We start from the raw sequence: 18,021 nt of genomic DNA on the forward strand, positions 1-18,021 counted from the left end.
GCTGTTCCGCTGGACGATTGAATGACCGGGTCGCCTCTGCGATGAATGAGCGAATGATTGAGTGAATGTTATCTATTTGTAGCCGTATTTTTGAAAAATGGCTTTTGCTTTTTGTGAGTACAAGAAATTATAAAACTGTTCGCTGGTTTCTTTTTTCGGGGAGTCTGCGCTGTGATTCAGCAGAATAGCGGCTTGTTCGATCGGTTTATAATCTGTTGAATCCAAAATAATGTAGTTGCCCTGATCCTTCATTTCGGGTGAAAGAACGATGGATAATGCGTTGAAACCGGCTTCAACATTGCCGGATGTAATGTATTGGGCAGTTTGTGCGATGCTTTCTCCGAAAACGAGTTTCTTTTCTATCTTTCCAAAAAGGTTTTTTGATTTTAAAACCTGAATGGCAGCTTCGCCATAAGGAGCGGTTTCCGGGTTAGGAATGGCAATTTTTTTGACTTTATCGTCAGTTAAAATGTCAATGTTCAGTTCGGCTTCTGGAATATTTTTCGACCATAAAACCACTGAGCCTAATGCGTAAACTTTTGGTTTTTCAGCCGAGCCGCCGTTTTTGAAGATCTCTTGCGGATATTTTGTGTCAGCCGAAACAAACACATCGAATGGTGCTCCTTCGCGGATCTGCGTGGTAAGCTTGCCTGAGGAGCCAACAACAATGTCAATTTCTTTGCCGGATTCTTTCTCAAACGCTGCCTTGATTTCCTTCATTACATATTGCACATTGGCCGCTGTGGCCACAACAATTTTCTCCGAAGGTTTGGAACAACCTGCCAGAAACACCAAAAAAAACAGAAAAAAGAGATGAAAGTTCATGCTGCAATTTAATGGATAAAGCCCAAATGATCATTGCTTCCCATTGCGTTAAAAATCGTAAATTGCGCGCCATTTCGAGCGCAGGTTCGGAAATCACGGTTGGAAAGCCAACATTTGAAAGTGTAATTAATAACAATGTAATGATTATAGATACTGCCCAGCGCACCAAGCAAACTTCCGAATACTACTTTTCGGTGAAGCTTGCGGAGGTTCGCAAACTGATTGCAGAAGGCCACGATGTCATTAACCTGGGAATAGGGAATCCGGACATGACGCCTTCGTCTGAAACATTAACCACATTGTCTGAAGCGGCTCAGAAGCCGCAAGCGCATGGTTATCAGCCTTATGTGGGAACGCCTGCATATCGGAATGCAATAGCAGATTTCTATGATCATACTTATGGTGTTAAACTTGATCCCGCGACTGAAATATTACCATTAATCGGCTCAAAAGAGGGAATTACGCACATTTCTTTGACCTTTCTGGATCCGGGCGATGAAGTGCTGGTCCCTGAACTGGGTTATCCTGCTTACCGTGCTGTTAGTCAAATGGTTGGAGCGGTTGTGAAGGAATATCCGTTGCGGGAAGATTTCGGCTGGCAGCCGGATTGGAATGCAATGGAAGCATTGGTAACGCCGAAAACCAAGATTATGTGGCTCAATTATCCGCATATGCCCACGGGAGCGCCTGCAACGCGTGAATTGTTTGAAGAAGCCGTAGCATTCGCCACAAAGCATAAAATCTTGCTTTGTCATGATAATCCATATAGTTTGATTTTGAATAAAAAAGCGCCGATCAGCTTGCTATCGATCGAAGGCGCAAAGGAGGTTGCCATTGAGCTCAATTCCATGAGCAAGTCGCATAATATGGCGGGTTGGCGAATGGGTTGGTTATCAGCGGCTAAGCCTTACATTAATGCGGTGCTGACGATCAAAAGCAATGTGGACTCGGGCATGTTCTGGGCCATGCAGGAAGCGGCAGTGGCGGCTTTGCATAATTCTGATGACTGGCATCATGAACGCAATGCTGTTTATCAAGGCCGTTTGGAGGCGGCTGAGGCCATTTTGGAGACAATTGGTTGCACGTGGGACCGTAAGCAGGAAGGGATGTTCCTATGGGGCAAATTGCCGGATTCTGTGGAGTCGGCTGAATCACTGGTGAACAGCCTTTTGGTTGAAAAACATGTTTTCATAGCACCCGGCTTTATTTTTGGGCCAAAAGGGCAGCGTTATATCCGTTTATCGCTTTGCATGCCCAAAGAGCGTATTTGGGAAGCGGTGCAACGGATCAACTCGTAAGCGACTCGTTTTTTATTTAGAAAAATATTGAAAATGATACTTAGTATAATAGGGGTGGGCTTATTGGGCGGTTCTTTCGCATTGAGCCTGCGCGAAAAATACCCGAATGTAAAGTTTGTAGGCGTTGATAATTCTTTGGTAAATCAAAAAATTGCATTGGCCAAAGGGATTGTTGATGAGATCGTTACGATTGAGGAAGCGCTTCAAATTTCTGAATTGAATGTGCTGGCTACGCCCGTGGATGCCATTAACAAGCTGTTGCCGTATATGCTCGATCATTTGCCAGAAGGCCGGACAATTATGGATCTGGGCTCGACAAAAGAGGCAATTTGCCAAATTGCCGACGCCCATGCAAAACGTGCACAATTTGTTGCCGTGCATCCCATGGCGGGAACGGAAAATTCCGGCCCGGGCGCTGCATTTAAGGAGTTGCTGACCGATAAATACGTCATTATCTGCGATAAGCATAAAAGCAATCCCGAATCACTGGGCCTGGTTGAAACTTTCCTGCGCGATGTCGGCATGAAAATCTACTATATGCAACCGACCGAACATGATTTGCACCTGGCTTATGTGTCACATTTGAGCCATATCAGCTCTTTTGCACTTGGTTTGACGGTTTTGGACAAAGAGAAGGATGAAAAGGCGATTTTTGCAATGGCCAGCACCGGGTTTTCTTCAACGGTCAGGCTCGCTAAAAGTTCACCGCAAATGTGGGCGCCCATTTTTGATCAGAATAAAACCAATGTGTCAAAAGCATTGGGAGACTACATTGAACTGCTGAAAAAGTTCAAGGATGCCATTGACCAGCACGATCTGGAAACAAGTCTGAACTTCATGAATAGGGCAAATGATATCCGACGTGTCTTGGCAGGAATTGAGAAAAAATAGAAAATAATTCAATTTTAATTGATTGCAAGACAGCCTGTTACGGGCTGTTTTTTATTTTTTAGGAACCATTAACACAAACCGGGCTGTTAAACATGCACCCTTCAAGGGTTTAATTTACCTCCTCTCTCAATCGATAATATTAGATTTTTCAATAAAACGATTAGAAATGACAAAAGCTCAGGCAGTATTAGTAGCAGTAATGATTGCGCTTAGCGTTTCCTTCGGGTTTCAAAAATTTGACTCTTTATCCGATCCTTCAACTTCCAATTTAATCAAAAGTAAGGTTGATTCCACTGCCAGACCGCAATGGGCAAGTCTCTATGACTCGCTTGGCCTGAAAAAGCAGGGGCTGTCAGAGGCCGCATTTTATTATGCGTGGTATGGCTTCCAGAAAATGAATTTGGCTAACCCTATTCTTGCCATTGCCGATTTCAGCCAGTCTTCGCGTAATAAAAGACTATATGTGATTGATTTGATAAAAAGGAAGGTCTTATTAAATACTTACGTTGCACACGGTAAAAATTCCGGGCAGGAGTTTGCGGAGCATTTTTCAAATGATAATTCTTCTTTCCAATCCAGTTTGGGCTTCTACAAGACATTAGGAACTTACAATGGGAAACATGGCTTGTCGCTGCGGTTAGAGGGCCTGGAAAAAGGCATTAACGACCGCGCTTTGGAAAGGGCGATCGTTATGCATGGTGCAGATTATGTGAGCGAGTCTTTTATCAAAAGTACAGGCCGGTTAGGACGCAGCCTTGGATGTCCCGCAGTTTCTATTTTGGATTCAAAAAAATTGATCAGCATGCTGTGTAACGGCGCCGGGTTATTCATTTACTCAGCCGACCAGAAGTATGTGAAGGCCTCGCCACTATTGTCGGGTCTGCCACTTAATGAGCTGGATCAGACTTTGGGAGATCCCTTTTTGTATACATCTTCAAAGTAAAGCAAATCCCCTTTCTCATTACAATCGGCACCCAGATAAAGCAGGAATACAGGAATTCTTGCTTTTAGTTTATGCCATTTCGGCGGTGTGGAAACGGTGTCCGGTTCTGTCATAAAATCATTGTCAAGCAACTTAGTGCCAGCCATATAATTCGCCAGGTCAGTAGGTTGTTGCACGCGCACACAACCGTGACTTCTCCACCTCGAATTGCTTTTGAACAGATATCTGGCATTGGTATCATGCAGATATATGGCCAACGGATTTTTAATCTCAACTTTCAGCAAACCAAGCGAATTATCCTCACCTGTATCCTGACGGAACCGATAAGGGAATTTTTCTGCCGTAAGCTCCTCCCAATCAATCTCTTCGGGATTTACAGCCTGGCCTTTGTTATCAATGATCTGAATTCTGTTTCTTGATAAATATTCAGGATCACTCGCTGCCTTGGGGAACATTTCTTTGATCGCAATGCTTTTAGGCACGTTCCAGTAGGGGTGCGTTACAATGCTCGTTGCGTACGTGTCCATGGTCGGCGTTTGCGTATCACTTTTTCCAACCACTGTGCGCATGCTTAGCACGTTCTTTCCCGCCGAGTCCATGGCGGTGAGATATGCGCCGCGAATGTTCACCATCACAAACCGCGGGGCGCCCTTGGATTGTCTTTTAATCCATCGGTAAGCATTCAACGTTTCGGCGACCACAGCCGCGCTGTCAGGCTTATTTTCCTTTATCAACCTGGAATAATGCACTTTAAGGTTATTATAAATAGGGAAAACAGGCTCCAATTTTTCCATCACCTTCTCAACTGATTCGCCCTTCACGAGTGCTTCGGCAGCTTCGCGAAGCATTAATGTGTCCGCTTTAATGCTCTTTTCGGTATAGCGCAATGCCGGTTTGTGACCAAATCCAGCTTCTTCCAGCAATGCAAAAACCGGCGCTTTTTCACCCGTTGCAGCAAACTTTTCAACATTAATACCAATGTTTTTACTGAATTCCAGGAGCTTTTTGTAATGTCGCTCGGAGCTCAAATGGCTTTCCAATTCCTCCCGGGACATTTCCTGAGGATTTTTTTTACAAGATTGAAGAATGGCAAGCGTAAACAGAATGACGAGAGGGATGTATCGGGTGCGGCCCAGGCCTGAAAGCATTTGCATTGTGTTGTATTTAAGTTAAAGTAACGTATACAATTGCCATGCTAAGAATTAGCAACACTGCGAACTATAAAAAGTCCAATGATTTAAGGATTTTGGTAGTGTTTTTCTGTGCTGAGTCGCATTGAGGATTTTAGATTTGGGGAAATTTAGTAACAACGAGCGGTGACTTATTGGACGCAGAATTAAATAAATAAAAAAGGTCAAGCAATTAGCCTGACCTCAGTGACCGCGACGGGAATCGAACCCATATCTAGAGTTTAGGAAACTCCTATTCTATCCGTTGAACTACGCAGTCGAATTGGGGTGCAAAACTGGCAAAAAATCATTTGAATTACAAATGATTATTCCTCCGCCTGAACTGCAGTGTATCCCAAATCGAGCCAGTTCGGATAAATCGAGAAGTGTTTTTCCTTTACCATTGAAAATAATGTGTTTCTCAACTCTTCGATATTTTCCTTCTTTTCAGCAGAAATGAACACAACACGATCCCCTTTGTCAGCGATGTAGCTCTTTCTCAGCTGATCCAAAACGCTTTCCGTTTGTTCAATTTCCTGACCCTCATCATTATCCGCATTGAATGTTGGATTGTAAAGGTCAATTTTATTGAAAACGAGAATGGTTGGTTTATTGGCAGCGCCGATATCTTCCAACGTCTTGTTAACCACATCCAAATGCTCCTCAAATGAAGGGTGCGAAATATCCACTACATGCAGTAAAATATCTGCTTCCCTCACTTCATCCAAAGTCGATTTAAATGACTCAATAAGCAGCGTAGGCAATTTGCGAATGAAACCGACCGTGTCCGTTAGCAAAAACGGAATGTTCTCCATATTCACCTTTCTTACCGTTGAATCAACGGTTGCAAACAGCTTATTTTCAGCAAAAACCTCTGCTTTGGAAAGCCCGCGCATTAATGTTGATTTCCCAACATTGGTATAACCTACAATGGCAACACGAACCAGCCGGTCTCTTTCCTTACGCCTCGTAGTGCTCTGACGATCAATCTTTTCCAGTTTCTCCTTTAAGAAAGCAATCCGATCTTTTACAAGACGCTTATCCGTTTCCAATTCCGTTTCACCAGGCCCGCGCATACCCACACCAACGCCTGACTGGCGACTTAAGTGAGTCCACATACGCGTCAATCTCGGATACATATATTGATATTGCGCAAGTTCGACCTGTAATTTCGACTGGGCAGTCTGCGCCCGCATCGCAAAAATATCCAGGATCAGCAAGCTCCTGTCAATCACTTTAATGTCTTTGAAAACAGCTTCCAAGTTTCGCACTTGCGATGGTGTCAGGTCATCATCGTAAAGGATCATGTCCACCGGATTGGCAGTCACATAGATCAAAATTTCTTCCAGCTTACCTTTTCCCGTGTAAGTGCGGATATCAGCTCTTTCCAGATTTTGTGTAAAGGTTTTAACCGTCTCAACGCCTAGTGTAGTTGCCAGAAAAGCAAGCTCTTCCAGATATTCCTTTGTTTTTTCAGCTGGTTGTTTTTGGGTACTAACAGCCACAAGCACAGCAGTTTCCTGCTTTTCGGCTGTTGAGTATAACTTCTTTTTATCAATCATGCACAGTTGTTTAATTGTATTTTCTTTCTCCCGGATGCTTCAACTATTTTTATAAAATTCGCAGGAAAGAGTAGAGAGGCAACGGTTTAGCGCAAGCAAAAGTTCACCCCGCCCGGGCCGTGAAATTACACTTACATCTGAATTAATCCATTATTTTGTTTGAATAATAGAAAAACACTTTTGTATATTTGCCCAAATTCTTCGAAATATGTTGGTGATCATCCCCGGTTTACAATAACCACAATTCTTTTCTGATCCGTCTCCGGATTGCCGGCCACCGGACTGCCGGCCACCGGTTTGCCGGCCACCGGACTGCCGGACCACGGATCACATGCAACTATTTGTGACTTCTACGGGTCACACATTTCTTACTATTATTTCAATTTATTTCATCCATGAAAAAGTGGTTTCAACTGCTTCGTCAGGCTATTCGTGGCTCCGAAGAAAGTTTTACCGAAGGAAGCATCAACCGTGCTATTTTTTTACTATCCGTGCCAATGATCCTGGAAATGGTCATGGAGTCGTTATTTGCCGTTGTTGACATTTTTTTCGTTTCAAAAGTGAGTACAGAAGCCGTGGCGGTCGTCGGGCTTACTGAGTCTGTTATTACGTTGGTTTATTCAGTTGCCATTGGTCTGAGCACGGCGGCAACGGCTACCATTGCGCGCCGTGTCGGCGAAGGAAATATCAATGGTGCAAGGCACGCGGTTGGGCAAGTTATCGTCATTTCTTTGGCTATTTCAGCAGTCACTGCAACCGTGGGAACCTGGTTTGCGGGTGACATACTGCGCATTATGGGCGCTGATGCAAAGGTGATTGAACTCGGGACCGATTTTGCAAGGATTCAATTTCTGAGCAGCCCGGTTGTTATTTTGCTCTATTCGTTGAGCGGTGCATTACGCGGCGCGGGTTCCGCAGCGACAGCCATGCGGTCGTTGATCGTGGCGAATTGTATGAACATGATCCTGGGTCCGATCCTGATATTCGGTCTTGGACCATTTCCTGAGTTAGGCGTTACGGGTGCGGCTCTTGCTACGGCCTTAGGTCGTTCCATAGGTGTTGGTTATCAGCTGTTTTCGTTAACCAAAGCACAACGATCATTAGGCTTGTTATGGGCCGATCTGCGTCCAAACCCCGAAACCATTGCAACTATTGTAAAAGTGGCAACGGGCGGCACGGTTCAGTTTCTGATCGGCTCCGCAAGCTGGATTTTCCTGACCCGTATTTTATCGGAATTCGGCAGTGACGTGGTGGCAGGTTATACCATTGCGATTCGTGTGATCATGTTCACATTGCTGCCTGCCTGGGGACTTGCTAATGCAGCTGCAACGCTTGTAGGGCAAAATCTGGGTGCTGGCAAACCTGACCGCGCCGAGAAATCCGTCTGGAAATGTGCGTCTTATAATTTCATTTTCCTGATGGGATTGGCCATTTTGATGTTTTTGGGTGCCGAGGAACTGATCGGTTTATTCTCCCCCAATCCAGAAGTGATTGCCACAGGAAAGATGGCTTTACGTGTGCTGTGCCTGGGTTATGCAGCCTATGCTTACGGAATGGTTGTCATTCAGTCGCTGAATGGAGCGGGGGATACCAAAACGCCAACGGTCCTGAACCTGATTTGTTTCTGGGCCATTGAAATTCCTGTTGCGTATGTGCTTGCCGTTATGATGAACTTCGGCCCAGTCGGTGTTTTTGTCTCGGTTCCTGTTGCAGAATCTATTCTGGCATTGCTGGGAATATGGCGGTTCAGGCTGGGGAAATGGAAGTTGGTGAAGGTCTGATAACAATGCCGGGGATACAAACGTCCCCGGCATTTCAGAAACAAAAAGTGACGGGTTTTGGTTAAGTTCGTATCAATGAACATTATTATCCTTCATGAAAATAGAACAGATATATACCGGGTGCCTGGCTCAGGGCGCTTATTTTATTGTTTCAAATGGCGAAGCGGCTGTTATTGATCCTTTGCGTGAAGTGGAGCCTTACATTCAAAAGGCCAGTAAAATCGGCGCCAAAATCAAGTATGTATTTGAAACCCATTTTCATGCGGATTTCGTCTCAGGACATATTGATCTGGCTGAAAAAACCGGTGCCGACATTGTTTACGGCCCCAATGCAAATACAGCATTCAAAGCACACATTGCCGTTGATAATGAGGAATTTCAATTGGGAGAAATTACAATAAGAGCATTGCATACACCCGGTCACACGCTGGAATCGACGAGTTATTTGTTATTTGATAAAAATAAAAAGCCAGTCGCATTATTTAGCGGGGATACACTTTTTATAGGCGATGTAGGCCGCCCTGACCTGGCCCAAAAAAGCGATCTGACTATGGAAGATCTGGCCGGAATGTTATTCGAGAGCCTGCGTTCGAAGATTATGACATTGCCTGATGACGTTATCGTTTATCCGGCGCATGGAGCAGGATCTGCTTGTGGCAAAAATATGAGCAAGGAGACTTCCGACACATTGGGCAACCAAAAGCGTTTCAATTATGCTTTGCGGCCCGATATGACGAAAGAAGAATTCATCAACGAAGTAACAGCCGGCTTAGCCGAGCCACCGAAATATTTCCCGGAGAATGTAAAGATGAACCGGGACGGTTATGAAAGCATCGACGATGTGCTCGAACGCGGCGACCAGGCATTATCTCCCGAAGCATTTGAGGCCAAAGCCAATAATACGGGCGCGCTCATTCTGGATACGCGAAAACCCGAGGATTTTGCCAAAGGATTTATCCCAAATTCAATCAACATTGGCATCGAAGGCGGTTTCGCTCCGTGGGTAGGCGCCCTGATTCCGGATTTGAAGCAGCATTTACTGATTGTGACTGAGCCGGGAAAGGAAGAAGAAGTGGTAACACGTTTAGCAAGAGTTGGTTATGATCATACCATTGGATTTTTAAATGGTGGTTTTGAGGCTTGGGTTGAAGCGGGAAAAGAAACGGATGCGGTTGACAATATTTCGGCAAAAGCGTTCGAAGCACTTTACAACAGTGAAAGTCCAGAGGTGATCGACGTCCGTAAACCAGACGAGTTTGCAGCCGGGCACGTTGAAGGAGCCAGAAATCTGCCATTGGATTACATTAACGACCTCATGGCTGAATTTCCCAAAAACAAAACCCTTTACGTGCACTGCGCCGGAGGTTACCGCTCCATGATCGCCGCCTCCATCCTGAAATCCCGCGGCATCGACGAAGTTGTGAACATCGAAGGAGGTTTCGGAGCAGTGGAGAAGACTAATGTGCCTGTTTTGCAGGGGGTTTAGTTTTGCGGATGATTCTTTGTATTATTATAGATCAAATGACGCTATTATGGAAACAATGATCGTTGAATTAACCCACAAGCGCGCCCTGCAGTTGCTAAGGGATTTGGAGGCACTGGACATTATCAAATTACACGACAATGCTGAGGTCCAGAAGCCGAAACTATCTGAAAAATACAAAGGAATTCTTTCCAAGGAAGAAAGCCAGGATCTTAGTATGCATATCAATCAAATGCGAAGTGAATGGAGCAGTATTTAATTGATACAAACGCAGTCTCACACTATATGTCGGCCATGTTAACGCAGCCAGGAATTCATTTTATGGATGATGTTATAGACGCAACCCCGAATTTGTCGGTTATTAGTCAAATCGAATTATTGTCATGGAAAACGCCCAAAAGTAGTCAGATCAGTGATTTTATTCACGATAGTCTAATCTATAATATTACTCCTGATGTCGTCGCGATCTGTATAAATATTCGGAAGAACAGGAAAATAAAAACGCTTGATGCCATTATTGCAGCCACTGCAAATGCAAATAACTTCACGCTCGTCACTGATAATGAAAAGGACTTTGAGAATATACCAAAGTTGAAAGTTGTCAATCCAAAAAAGCTCTAATCACAAATTTCTGATTTGACTTGTGATTGACCCATTGTCAGGCTATATTATTATTGTTATTATATGGATATTGTTGAAATGATTCGGAAGCCTTGGCCTTGGTACGTGGCGGGGCCTTTGATTGGGTTGACTGTGCCGGCTTTGTTGCTTTTGGGGAATAAGTCTTTTGGGATTTCTTCTTCGCTGCGGCACATTTGCGCGGCGGTGATTCCTGCCAACATTTCCTTTTTTAAGTATGATTGGAAGAAAGGCATTTGGAACCTGTTCTTTGTTGCCGGGATCACGATCGGCGGTTTTATTGCCAGCTTTTTTCTTGCTAACCCTGATGAAATTGTGATTGCTGAGGCAACGCAACAAACATTAAGTGGTTTTGGGCTGACCAGTTTTTCAGGATTAATGCCTGCGGAAATTTTTGGCTCATCCAGTATTTTGTCTTTAAAAGGCGTTATTTTTCTTGCCTTAGGTGGTTTTCTGGTGGGGTTTGGAACGCGTTATGCAGGAGGCTGTACATCCGGCCACGCCATTACGGGATTAGCCACATTGCAATGGCCTTCCCTGGTTGCAACAGTGAGCTTTTTTATTGGCGGTTTGGTCTGCACGCATTGGATTTTGCCTTTTTTGCTGACCCTAGCTCTTTAATTTGAAAATATGGAAAAGTCAGAAAATGCATCCGCAAGCACGCTTTTGGAAGAAGATAAAGATGGCAGCAACACCCAACAGTCAGCCGAAGGGTTTGCCGCCAACTTCAAATATTTGACTATAGGTGTACTATTCGGGATTGTTTTTGTGAAAGCAGAAATTGTTTCCTGGTTTAGGATTCAGGAAATGTTCCGCTTTGATTCGTTTCATATGTATGGCGTAATCGGCTCTGCGGTGCTGGTGGGGCTTCTCTCCGTTCAGGTTATCAAGCGGTTCAGTATTAAAACCACATCAGGCGAAGAAGTTGTCATTCCTGATAAAACATTCAGCCAAGGCCAGATCTACGGCGGACTGCTTTTCGGGGTTGGCTGGGCTATTACCGGAGCATGTCCGGGACCATTGTTTGCGCAGATCGGAAGCGGTTACCGGGCTGTGATCATCACCTTGCTCAGCGCCATTGCCGGCACCTGGACTTACGGTTTATTAAGGCCTAAACTGCCGCATTGATCACAATTTTCTGGCAACCAAATAAAGCTGTTCATCTCCCAAAGCAAACGGGTCAGCTTCCAGATTTCCGAATGTTCCTACGACTTGCAAACCCGCAGATTCAAACATATAAGTGACTTCCGAAAGCGTAAAAATGTGCTGCCGAACCGTATGCGTTACTTTGTCTGACCCCGAAATAAAGGTTTGCTCAGCCTCAATGTATCCTTCTTCCGGCCTATATTCGTTTTCGGCCAGATAAATAATATCTTCTTTAACAGGCATCCAGTTACGCACCTGAAAGTTGGGTAAAATGCTTTCCGCGAGGTTTTCAGTATGGATCGCAACGTGGCCGCCCGACTTAACGGCTTTCGCCATTTTTGAAATAAACTGCTGCATATCAGCCCTTGGGAAGAAACTAAAACTGTTTCCAATGCAGTAAACCGCATCAAACGAATTTTCCTCGACAGGACATTGTAATACATCATCACAGATCACCGTCAGAGGCAATTTTTGCTTTTTGGCAACGGCTTTTAATTCATCACAGTATTCAGCAGAAATGTCAATGCAAGTCATTGCACAGCCTTCTTCCGCAAGGGGGACGGCGTGGCGGCCATAACCGGCCAGCATGTCCAAAACTTTGCTGCCTGCCGTTAATTCCAGCACATCCCGTAGAAAATCAACTTCGTAATCGGTGTATTCTTCGTCCTGATGCAGTTTCCAGGCGCGTTGCGGGAGTCCTTTGAAATAATTGTGATACCAGGCCACGGGGGAGGGGTTCTGTTTTGATGATGCGCAAAACTACAAAAAGCTGCCAGGATGAATGGCAGCTTTCTGGAAATAACATTATATACAACCATTACATGCGCATGAGCCCCGGTGTAAGACGCAAGTAAATCTGTCCCGAAAGCGGCATATCACCATAAACTGGTTTCAACAAATTATCGATCGAATAAACCCCGATCTGGCCACCGGCTTGTAAAAGGGTGTTTTGGAATGAAGCGATCTGGCGATTGAGTCCAAGGGAAAACAACGACACCGGAAATTTTTCTTTTTGAATATAGTCATACCAAGTAATCCCCAGCTCATTAGTACTCTTCTCAACCCGTTCATAACGACCGTAAACAGCCCATTTATCCAGTTGCAGATTGGATTCCAACAAGATAGCATGCTCCTTGTGATGACCGCCAGCTTCATTCAATCCCCAAACTGCGGAGGTTGAAATCCATCTGTTTTTTCCACTCAAATTGGCGGAATGTTGCACGGAAGCCGTTGTCCTGTCTACATTTTCACCGCCGTGCAATGGTTCGGGATTTTTGATAAAACCCCTGCTCACCTGCAATGCCCAATTTTCAGACGGATTGAACATTAACCGATAACTATACGAATCAAATCGCGGCTTATCAAAGTCAAAGCGGTTTTCGTCAGGCTCACGACCGGTGAAGGACGAGCCTTCCAATTTAAATTTCCAAAGCCGTATCCCGGCTGTTACCACACCAAAAGTAATGTGGGTCGCATCCTGCCAATGATGCCCCAAGACGGCGTCCGGATTGTTGAAAGCAGACATTCTGTGCATAAATGCCGTGGGGCCAAGCGCCGGTTCACCCGGGTAACCCGCATAAAGCGTCAGGTCAATGTTATCATTCAGCCTTTGGGTGTAAGCAACGGAAAGCTCGGAAATGAGGTCGTGCGGATGTTGCTTGTCGATCAGCGGCTCGCCTTTCCAGGTCTCACCGGATTGAAACAGAAGCGGATAACCCGCTCCGCCATCAAATAACCTGTCCAGCGAAACCATAGCGCGGACATTCAGCAAACCATTTTTGCCCACCTGCCGCTGCGCCATGCCCATGAACCAGTTGGGGACGCTAACCTTTGACTTCGAGCCTTTGAGACCATCATTATTGAAATTTTGGGCCGTGTAGCGCAGAAATACGCTTCCGTGCAACATATAATTCCACTTGTTCCCGTGCTTCATATACGCATACATAGGCGTCGCGTCGGGCTGCCAGCCCGTGCCTGAGCCGTTGCGCGTCATAGGGAGGCTGAGGGAAAAACTATGCGTCATATGCCCCGAATCATGCTTCATATTTCCATGGTCCATCTTAGTATGATCCATCTTGCTATGATCGACTGTGTCGGGTTTCATGCTTTTTTGATCCATGCCCTTCATATCATGCTCAGTGGGCTTGGCAGTTGCTTTTTTTGGCTCCTGATGATGCTCATGCTGTGCCAGCACAGGGAAAAAGAAAGTCATTATGCTGGCGAATGCCAACATTTTCAGTTTATTGTTTTTCATGACGAAGTCGTTTTGTTGCTAGTGCGCAGCGGCCGTTTTCCGACAGCATGCTGGTAATTTGTCGTGCGCTTTCTGGTTCGCAACTTGCGTGTCCGCGTCGTAACCTGTGTTGATAATTGTTGCCTTTATGGCTTCCGGGGTGGTTTTATTCGGATTGTATTTCACCGTAACCACTTTGTCTTTCAGGTCCAGATTGGATTCTTTCACGCCTTTGGAAAGACCCAGGTTACGTTCAATGCGTTCCTTGCACATTTCGCAAATTGCAGAAGTTTTGATTTTGATCTGCTTATCGCCGTCGGCCTGCGCCATGTTAACCCCGGCAAAAAGGACTATTAATATGGATAAGATGGTCGTTTTCATGATTTATAATGTTTTAATGATCAATGATTGTGTCCCGCAGAATCCGTTTCTGCCATGGCTACTTCTTGTAAATCCATTTTGCAAACCGGACATTTTCCGGCAGCTGCGTAGGTTTTCTCTCCCTCGCATTGCATGGGGCATGCGTATTTTTTTTCGGCTGAGGCAGTTGCATCCGTTGCCGCTTTTTCCGTTTTATCATTGTTTGCACCGCAAGCTGTAAAAAGAAGCATTAACGCGGCAAAAAACACATTTTTCATAATGATTGAAGATTTGTTTAATGTCTGATTTAGTGACCCACTTTATCAAGGGTTATTCTCGCCAAAGTGCTCTTCTTGAATTCCCCAGGCGTCATGCCCGTCACTTTTTTAAATTGATTACTCAAATGCGCGGGGCTGCTGTATGACAATCGCCAAGCCATTTCGCTCAATGTTAACTCGTTATAGGAGAGCCATTCTTTTACTTTTTCCGTTTTTTGGGCGATGATGTATTGCTCAATGGTTTGCCCGGTTTCAGAAGAGAAAAGGTTGCTCAAATAAGAATATTCGTAACCAATTTTTTCCGACAAATAATCCGAAAAGTTCTGCTGCTCAGGCTTGTGGCCTTTCAAATATTGAACTTCCTCAATAATCAACGTCTTAATGTGCTCCACAATCGCCAACCGGCGGTCATCCAGCAACTCAAAGCCACTTGCTTCCAGGGTAGATTTTACTCGGTTAAGAAGTTCAGGCTCAATGTTTGCCGCGGTTTCAACTTCACCCAGTTCAACGGATTGCAGTCCTATACCCAGATTTTCCAGTTCCTCCCGGACAACCCGCTTGCAACGATCACAAACCATGTTTTTTATTTGCAGTTTCATAAGGCTCTCCGATTATCTCACTATTTTATAACGTATTCCTGCATAAATCATTCGTCCTACCACCGGTCCCCAGGCCATTCCTGCATCAAATTGTTGTCCAAACGGTTCATTTGCGGCCATGATCGGGGTTTTCTGGCGGAAATTGGCTAGGTTTTCTCCGCCCAGATAAATGTCCCATTTAGGAAATGTACGTGTAACCTGCGCATTAAAATTATAAAATGACGGAGACATGGTTGAAGTCAGGTTGGCCGGAATGTGGTGATCATCCACGTGGCCCATATACGGGATCCGCCGCTTTCCGTTCCATTGCAAGGTCGCATCAAACTTCCATTTGTCGTAAGGCAGCGCATATCCGGCATTGAAAAGAACCCGATCGCGGCTCACCATCATTCTTGGCAGCAACACATTCTCGTCATATACATTGCGAATGGTTTGTTTTACGTCAAAAAGCCGGTAAGCAAGCTTTAATTCCAGGCGTTTGATGGGCGTCAGGTTCGCTTCGGCCTGAAAACTGTTCGCATAGGCATCCCCTTCCAGATTGTAAAAACGAATGTAACGCGGATCTTCCATATCAGCCACAAGCTGGTTTTCGAAATTGGTTCTGTAAAAATCCACGATCAGATTGCCATTCATGTTGCCCAATTTAAACTCCTGCGTTACGCTCGCACCGTAATTCCAGGAAACTTCGGGACGAATGCTTTCGCGAAATTGCACCGTGCGCGAACTGACCAGATTTCCGTAATATTCAGCCAATGGATTGGAAACCCTGAACCCTTTTCCAGCCGACGCCCGAAGCGTTGTTTGGTCGGTCAAACTGTATTTCAAATGCAAACGCGGCGTCCATTGTGTTCCGTAAAGATTATGGAAGTCCACACGACCGCCCGCCACAAGGACGAACTTATCCAGATTATTGTAAGTATACTCAAAAAATGCGCCTGGAACCGACTCGTTTCTGGTTAAAAGTATGTCTTTGTAAAGCTCATTATAATTGTCCAGCAAGTAACTCAAACCAGTTTTATAGGAATGATTTGTATTACCAATGATCGATTGATAGATCAGATTTCCGTACAGTGTTTTTTGCGTTCCATCATAATTATTTAACCCAAAATAAGACTTGGAATCATGCAAAGAAGCATTTACAATGAAACCCAATCCTTTGTAAGGCTTATCCGGGAACAGTCGCGCGATCTTGGAAAAGAACTCGTAACGGTTCACTTTGGCCCCAAAACCATAAACTTTGTCAGAGCCTTTCAGTTCTTTTTCAAAATCTTTTTGACCGCCCAGGCGATCTTCATACAAAGCCTTTACGCCAAATTGCGCCATTACTTTTTCGCTTTGATATTTCCACCGGTTGACCACATTGTATTGTGTGTAAAGCGGCATATCCAGAAACCCATCGCCGTTTTTATCCACGCGGTTGCGCAATGTACTGGCATGTGTCAGTAGGCCTGTGCTCCACTTTTCGTTCAATTGCGTTGCCAGGTTCAGGTTTACTTCTGCACGACCAAAATTATTGACATACGTGTTCAGATACAGTTTTTCGCGACTGTCCGGTTTTTGCATTTCAACATTAATTTGCCCCGTCATGGATTCATAACCGTTCACAACCGAACCGGCGCCTTTGCCCACGTCAATGGACTGGATCCAGGTTCCGGGCACGAAATTGAGCCCGAAAGTAGAAGCCAATCCGCGAATGGAAGGAATGTTTTCGATGTTGGTCTGAATGTAGGTGCCGTTTAATCCCAGCATTTGAATCTGCTTGGAGCCTGTAACCGCGTCGGCATAGGAAACAGAAACGGAAGCATTGGTTTCAAAGCTTTCGGACAGGTTACAACAAGCCGCTTTGGCCAATGCGCGGGTCGTGATGATCTCGGTCTGGTGCGGCGAAAGTCTGTCGATCGTTGACGTGTTACCGCGAACTACAACCTCATTTAATGTTTGATCACTTTGCAAAACCACTTGCAGATCGTTCTCAGCCCCGATTTTAACCGTATCATTACGGAAACCTACGAAGCTGATCACCAGCAGATTGGACTGTGCCGACCGGGGAATGTTGAAACGTCCGCTTGTGTCCGTAGCGGTTGCCTGCGTCGTCCCGGACCAATAAACATTAGCGCCCGTGATCGGTTTAAGATCCTTGCTATCAGGCACCTGCTCGTTGACTGAGCCGGTTATACGTTGTGCGAAAAGAGAGGACGATACCAGAAAGAATAGTCCTCCCGTCAGATATTTAAGCATGGTTATTTGAATTCATTGAAACAAAAGAGAAGCGGTGCATTGCTTCGCCGTTGAGCGTCGTATTGCACATAAACAATTGAAAATCAATGTATCAAATCAGAAGGGACTGGATTGCATAGCGCATAATCTTTCCATGCAACCGGGAGGAGAAGGATATATCAGGATCAGGAGGAGCGTTTGCTCCGGTTTCCTGTTCAATAAGGGGTAAAAAGCCACGTGGAATGAAAAACAAGTGATCGGCATTCCACGATTTCAGCAATTTAGCCAGCTCGTGACCGCTGGAAGTGGTGACTTGCAGCTTTTCAAACGTCTGACTTTCCTTACAGCAATCGGTTTTTTTGAAAAATGTCCCTTTTGCTTCTTTTAATTTTTTGCTTTTGGCGCAGCAGGAGGAGCCGACCTTTTCTTCGGAAGAATCTTTTTTCAAATCTGTAACAACTTGCACCGATTTGCCGCGCACCAAGCATTCATGCTCGATGAAGGCAAAACCCGTACTGCTCATCAGGACCAGAAAGGCCATGAAGACAGTGATCGATCGGTGTAAGTTGCTTTTCATATGTCTCAAAGATATTAATT

19 protein-coding genes and 1 tRNA gene are annotated in these 18,021 nt (G+C 45.0%); 9 read left to right on the forward strand and 11 right to left on the reverse strand.

The features are described 5' to 3' along the window. Positions 1-72: 72 nt before the first annotated feature. The gene (modA, locus tag NFI81_RS22905; protein WP_234615807.1) at positions 73-825 is read right to left on the reverse strand and encodes a molybdate ABC transporter substrate-binding protein; all 753 of its coding nucleotides are present in this window, start codon (positions 823-825) and stop codon (positions 73-75) included. A gap of 140 nt (positions 826-965) precedes the next feature. On the opposite strand from modA, the gene NFI81_RS22910 reads away from it, so the two are divergent. From NFI81_RS22910 to NFI81_RS22920, 3 genes are all read left to right on the forward strand, one after another. Next, positions 966-2,123 carry a pyridoxal phosphate-dependent aminotransferase gene (locus tag NFI81_RS22910; RefSeq protein WP_234616027.1) on the forward strand — a complete coding sequence of 386 codons (1,158 nt, stop codon included), beginning with the start codon at positions 966-968 and terminating at the stop codon, positions 2,121-2,123. A 33-nt stretch (positions 2,124-2,156) separates the two neighbouring features. Beyond that, positions 2,157-3,014: a prephenate dehydrogenase gene (locus NFI81_RS22915; protein WP_234615808.1), complete on the forward strand. Its 858-nt coding sequence runs from the start codon at positions 2,157-2,159 to the stop codon at positions 3,012-3,014. Between the two features lie 166 nt (positions 3,015-3,180). Further along, positions 3,181-3,957, forward strand: coding sequence for a murein L,D-transpeptidase catalytic domain family protein (locus NFI81_RS22920; RefSeq protein ID WP_234615809.1), 777 nt, complete (start codon positions 3,181-3,183; stop codon positions 3,955-3,957). On the opposite strand, the gene NFI81_RS22925 is transcribed toward NFI81_RS22920, so the two are convergent. The 3 genes from NFI81_RS22925 to hflX all read right to left on the reverse strand — a co-directional run bounded on the left by NFI81_RS22925 (position 3,915) and on the right by hflX (position 6,688). Beyond that, positions 3,915-5,111, reverse strand: a complete 1,197-nt coding sequence (locus NFI81_RS22925; RefSeq protein ID WP_234615810.1) for a L,D-transpeptidase family protein — start codon at positions 5,109-5,111, stop codon at positions 3,915-3,917. The two genes, NFI81_RS22920 and NFI81_RS22925, sit on opposite strands and share 43 nt — an antisense overlap. A gap of 223 nt (positions 5,112-5,334) precedes the next feature. Beyond that, positions 5,335-5,406: transfer RNA gene (locus NFI81_RS22930), tRNA-Arg, on the reverse strand. Positions 5,407-5,452: 46 nt separating this feature from the next. Then, positions 5,453-6,688 carry a GTPase HflX gene (hflX, locus tag NFI81_RS22935; protein ID WP_234615811.1) on the reverse strand — a complete coding sequence of 412 codons (1,236 nt, stop codon included), beginning with the start codon at positions 6,686-6,688 and terminating at the stop codon, positions 5,453-5,455. Between the two features lie 395 nt (positions 6,689-7,083). On the opposite strand from hflX, the gene NFI81_RS22940 reads away from it, so the two are divergent. The 6 genes from NFI81_RS22940 to NFI81_RS22965 all read left to right on the forward strand — a co-directional run bounded on the left by NFI81_RS22940 (position 7,084) and on the right by NFI81_RS22965 (position 11,719). Next, a complete protein-coding gene (locus tag NFI81_RS22940) occupies positions 7,084-8,469 on the forward strand; it encodes an MATE family efflux transporter (RefSeq protein WP_234615812.1) in 1,386 nt (461 codons plus the stop codon). Positions 8,470-8,563: 94 nt separating this feature from the next. Next, positions 8,564-9,955: an MBL fold metallo-hydrolase gene (locus NFI81_RS22945; RefSeq protein WP_234615813.1), complete on the forward strand. Its 1,392-nt coding sequence runs from the start codon at positions 8,564-8,566 to the stop codon at positions 9,953-9,955. 46 nt (positions 9,956-10,001) lie between these two features. Beyond that, positions 10,002-10,211, forward strand: a complete 210-nt coding sequence (locus NFI81_RS22950; protein ID WP_234615814.1) for a hypothetical protein — start codon at positions 10,002-10,004, stop codon at positions 10,209-10,211. Beyond that, a complete protein-coding gene (locus tag NFI81_RS22955; protein ID WP_234615815.1) occupies positions 10,196-10,573 on the forward strand; it encodes a type II toxin-antitoxin system VapC family toxin in 378 nt (125 codons plus the stop codon). Before NFI81_RS22950 ends, NFI81_RS22955 begins: the two co-directional genes overlap by 16 nt. 63 nt (positions 10,574-10,636) lie before the next feature. Continuing rightward, complete coding sequence (locus NFI81_RS22960) at positions 10,637-11,212, forward strand: YeeE/YedE family protein (protein ID WP_234615816.1); 576 nt, start codon at positions 10,637-10,639, stop codon at positions 11,210-11,212. A 9-nt stretch (positions 11,213-11,221) separates the two neighbouring features. Continuing rightward, complete coding sequence (locus NFI81_RS22965; protein ID WP_234615817.1) at positions 11,222-11,719, forward strand: DUF6691 family protein; 498 nt, start codon at positions 11,222-11,224, stop codon at positions 11,717-11,719. Here NFI81_RS22965 and NFI81_RS22970 read toward each other — a convergent pair whose 3' ends face one another. The 7 genes from NFI81_RS22970 to NFI81_RS23000 form a co-directional block, all read right to left on the reverse strand. Then, complete coding sequence (locus NFI81_RS22970) at positions 11,720-12,463, reverse strand: class I SAM-dependent methyltransferase (RefSeq protein WP_234615818.1); 744 nt, start codon at positions 12,461-12,463, stop codon at positions 11,720-11,722. A 91-nt stretch (positions 12,464-12,554) separates the two neighbouring features. Further along, positions 12,555-13,991, reverse strand: coding sequence for a hypothetical protein (locus tag NFI81_RS22975; protein WP_234615819.1), 1,437 nt, complete (start codon positions 13,989-13,991; stop codon positions 12,555-12,557). An 18-nt stretch (positions 13,992-14,009) separates the two neighbouring features. Then, entirely contained in the window at positions 14,010-14,351 is a 342-nt protein-coding gene (locus tag NFI81_RS22980) for a heavy-metal-associated domain-containing protein (RefSeq protein WP_234615820.1), read from the reverse strand. Between the two features lie 20 nt (positions 14,352-14,371). Continuing rightward, on the reverse strand, positions 14,372-14,608 hold the full coding sequence (locus NFI81_RS22985; protein ID WP_234615821.1) for a heavy metal-binding domain-containing protein: 237 nt from the start codon (positions 14,606-14,608) through the stop codon (positions 14,372-14,374). Between the two features lie 29 nt (positions 14,609-14,637). Then, on the reverse strand, positions 14,638-15,207 hold the full coding sequence (locus tag NFI81_RS22990; protein ID WP_234615822.1) for an AraC family transcriptional regulator: 570 nt from the start codon (positions 15,205-15,207) through the stop codon (positions 14,638-14,640). 12 nt (positions 15,208-15,219) lie between these two features. Next, the gene (locus tag NFI81_RS22995; RefSeq protein ID WP_234615823.1) at positions 15,220-17,445 is read right to left on the reverse strand and encodes a TonB-dependent receptor; all 2,226 of its coding nucleotides are present in this window, start codon (positions 17,443-17,445) and stop codon (positions 15,220-15,222) included. Positions 17,446-17,536: 91 nt separating this feature from the next. Further along, positions 17,537-18,001 carry an HYC_CC_PP family protein gene (locus NFI81_RS23000; protein ID WP_234615824.1) on the reverse strand — a complete coding sequence of 155 codons (465 nt, stop codon included), beginning with the start codon at positions 17,999-18,001 and terminating at the stop codon, positions 17,537-17,539. Positions 18,002-18,021 lie beyond the last annotated feature (20 nt).

Source organism: Dyadobacter fanqingshengii, from assembly GCF_023822005.2.
Classification (GTDB): domain Bacteria; phylum Bacteroidota; class Bacteroidia; order Cytophagales; family Spirosomataceae; genus Dyadobacter; species Dyadobacter fanqingshengii.

Excerpts from the sequence above, each read along its gene's own strand:
- modA (WP_234615807.1), bottom strand. The coding sequence starts at position 825 with ATGAACTTTCATCTCTTTTTTCTGTTTTTTTTGGTGTTTCTGGCAGGT.
- NFI81_RS22910 (WP_234616027.1), top strand. The coding sequence starts at position 966 with ATGATTATAGATACTGCCCAGCGCACCAAGCAAACTTCCGAATACTAC.
- NFI81_RS22915 (WP_234615808.1), top strand. The coding sequence starts at position 2,157 with ATGATACTTAGTATAATAGGGGTGGGCTTATTGGGCGGTTCTTTCGCA.
- NFI81_RS22920 (WP_234615809.1), top strand. The coding sequence starts at position 3,181 with ATGACAAAAGCTCAGGCAGTATTAGTAGCAGTAATGATTGCGCTTAGC.
- NFI81_RS22925 (WP_234615810.1), bottom strand. The coding sequence starts at position 5,111 with ATGCAAATGCTTTCAGGCCTGGGCCGCACCCGATACATCCCTCTCGTC.
- hflX (WP_234615811.1), bottom strand. The coding sequence starts at position 6,688 with ATGATTGATAAAAAGAAGTTATACTCAACAGCCGAAAAGCAGGAAACT.
- NFI81_RS22940 (WP_234615812.1), top strand. The coding sequence starts at position 7,084 with ATGAAAAAGTGGTTTCAACTGCTTCGTCAGGCTATTCGTGGCTCCGAA.
- NFI81_RS22945 (WP_234615813.1), top strand. The coding sequence starts at position 8,564 with ATGAAAATAGAACAGATATATACCGGGTGCCTGGCTCAGGGCGCTTAT.
- NFI81_RS22950 (WP_234615814.1), top strand. The coding sequence starts at position 10,002 with ATGGAAACAATGATCGTTGAATTAACCCACAAGCGCGCCCTGCAGTTG.
- NFI81_RS22955 (WP_234615815.1), top strand. The coding sequence starts at position 10,196 with ATGGAGCAGTATTTAATTGATACAAACGCAGTCTCACACTATATGTCG.
- NFI81_RS22960 (WP_234615816.1), top strand. The coding sequence starts at position 10,637 with ATGGATATTGTTGAAATGATTCGGAAGCCTTGGCCTTGGTACGTGGCG.
- NFI81_RS22965 (WP_234615817.1), top strand. The coding sequence starts at position 11,222 with ATGGAAAAGTCAGAAAATGCATCCGCAAGCACGCTTTTGGAAGAAGAT.
- NFI81_RS22975 (WP_234615819.1), bottom strand. The coding sequence starts at position 13,991 with ATGAAAAACAATAAACTGAAAATGTTGGCATTCGCCAGCATAATGACT.
- NFI81_RS22980 (WP_234615820.1), bottom strand. The coding sequence starts at position 14,351 with ATGAAAACGACCATCTTATCCATATTAATAGTCCTTTTTGCCGGGGTT.
- NFI81_RS22985 (WP_234615821.1), bottom strand. The coding sequence starts at position 14,608 with ATGAAAAATGTGTTTTTTGCCGCGTTAATGCTTCTTTTTACAGCTTGC.
- NFI81_RS22990 (WP_234615822.1), bottom strand. The coding sequence starts at position 15,207 with ATGAAACTGCAAATAAAAAACATGGTTTGTGATCGTTGCAAGCGGGTT.
- NFI81_RS22995 (WP_234615823.1), bottom strand. The coding sequence starts at position 17,445 with ATGCTTAAATATCTGACGGGAGGACTATTCTTTCTGGTATCGTCCTCT.
- NFI81_RS23000 (WP_234615824.1), bottom strand. The coding sequence starts at position 18,001 with ATGAAAAGCAACTTACACCGATCGATCACTGTCTTCATGGCCTTTCTG.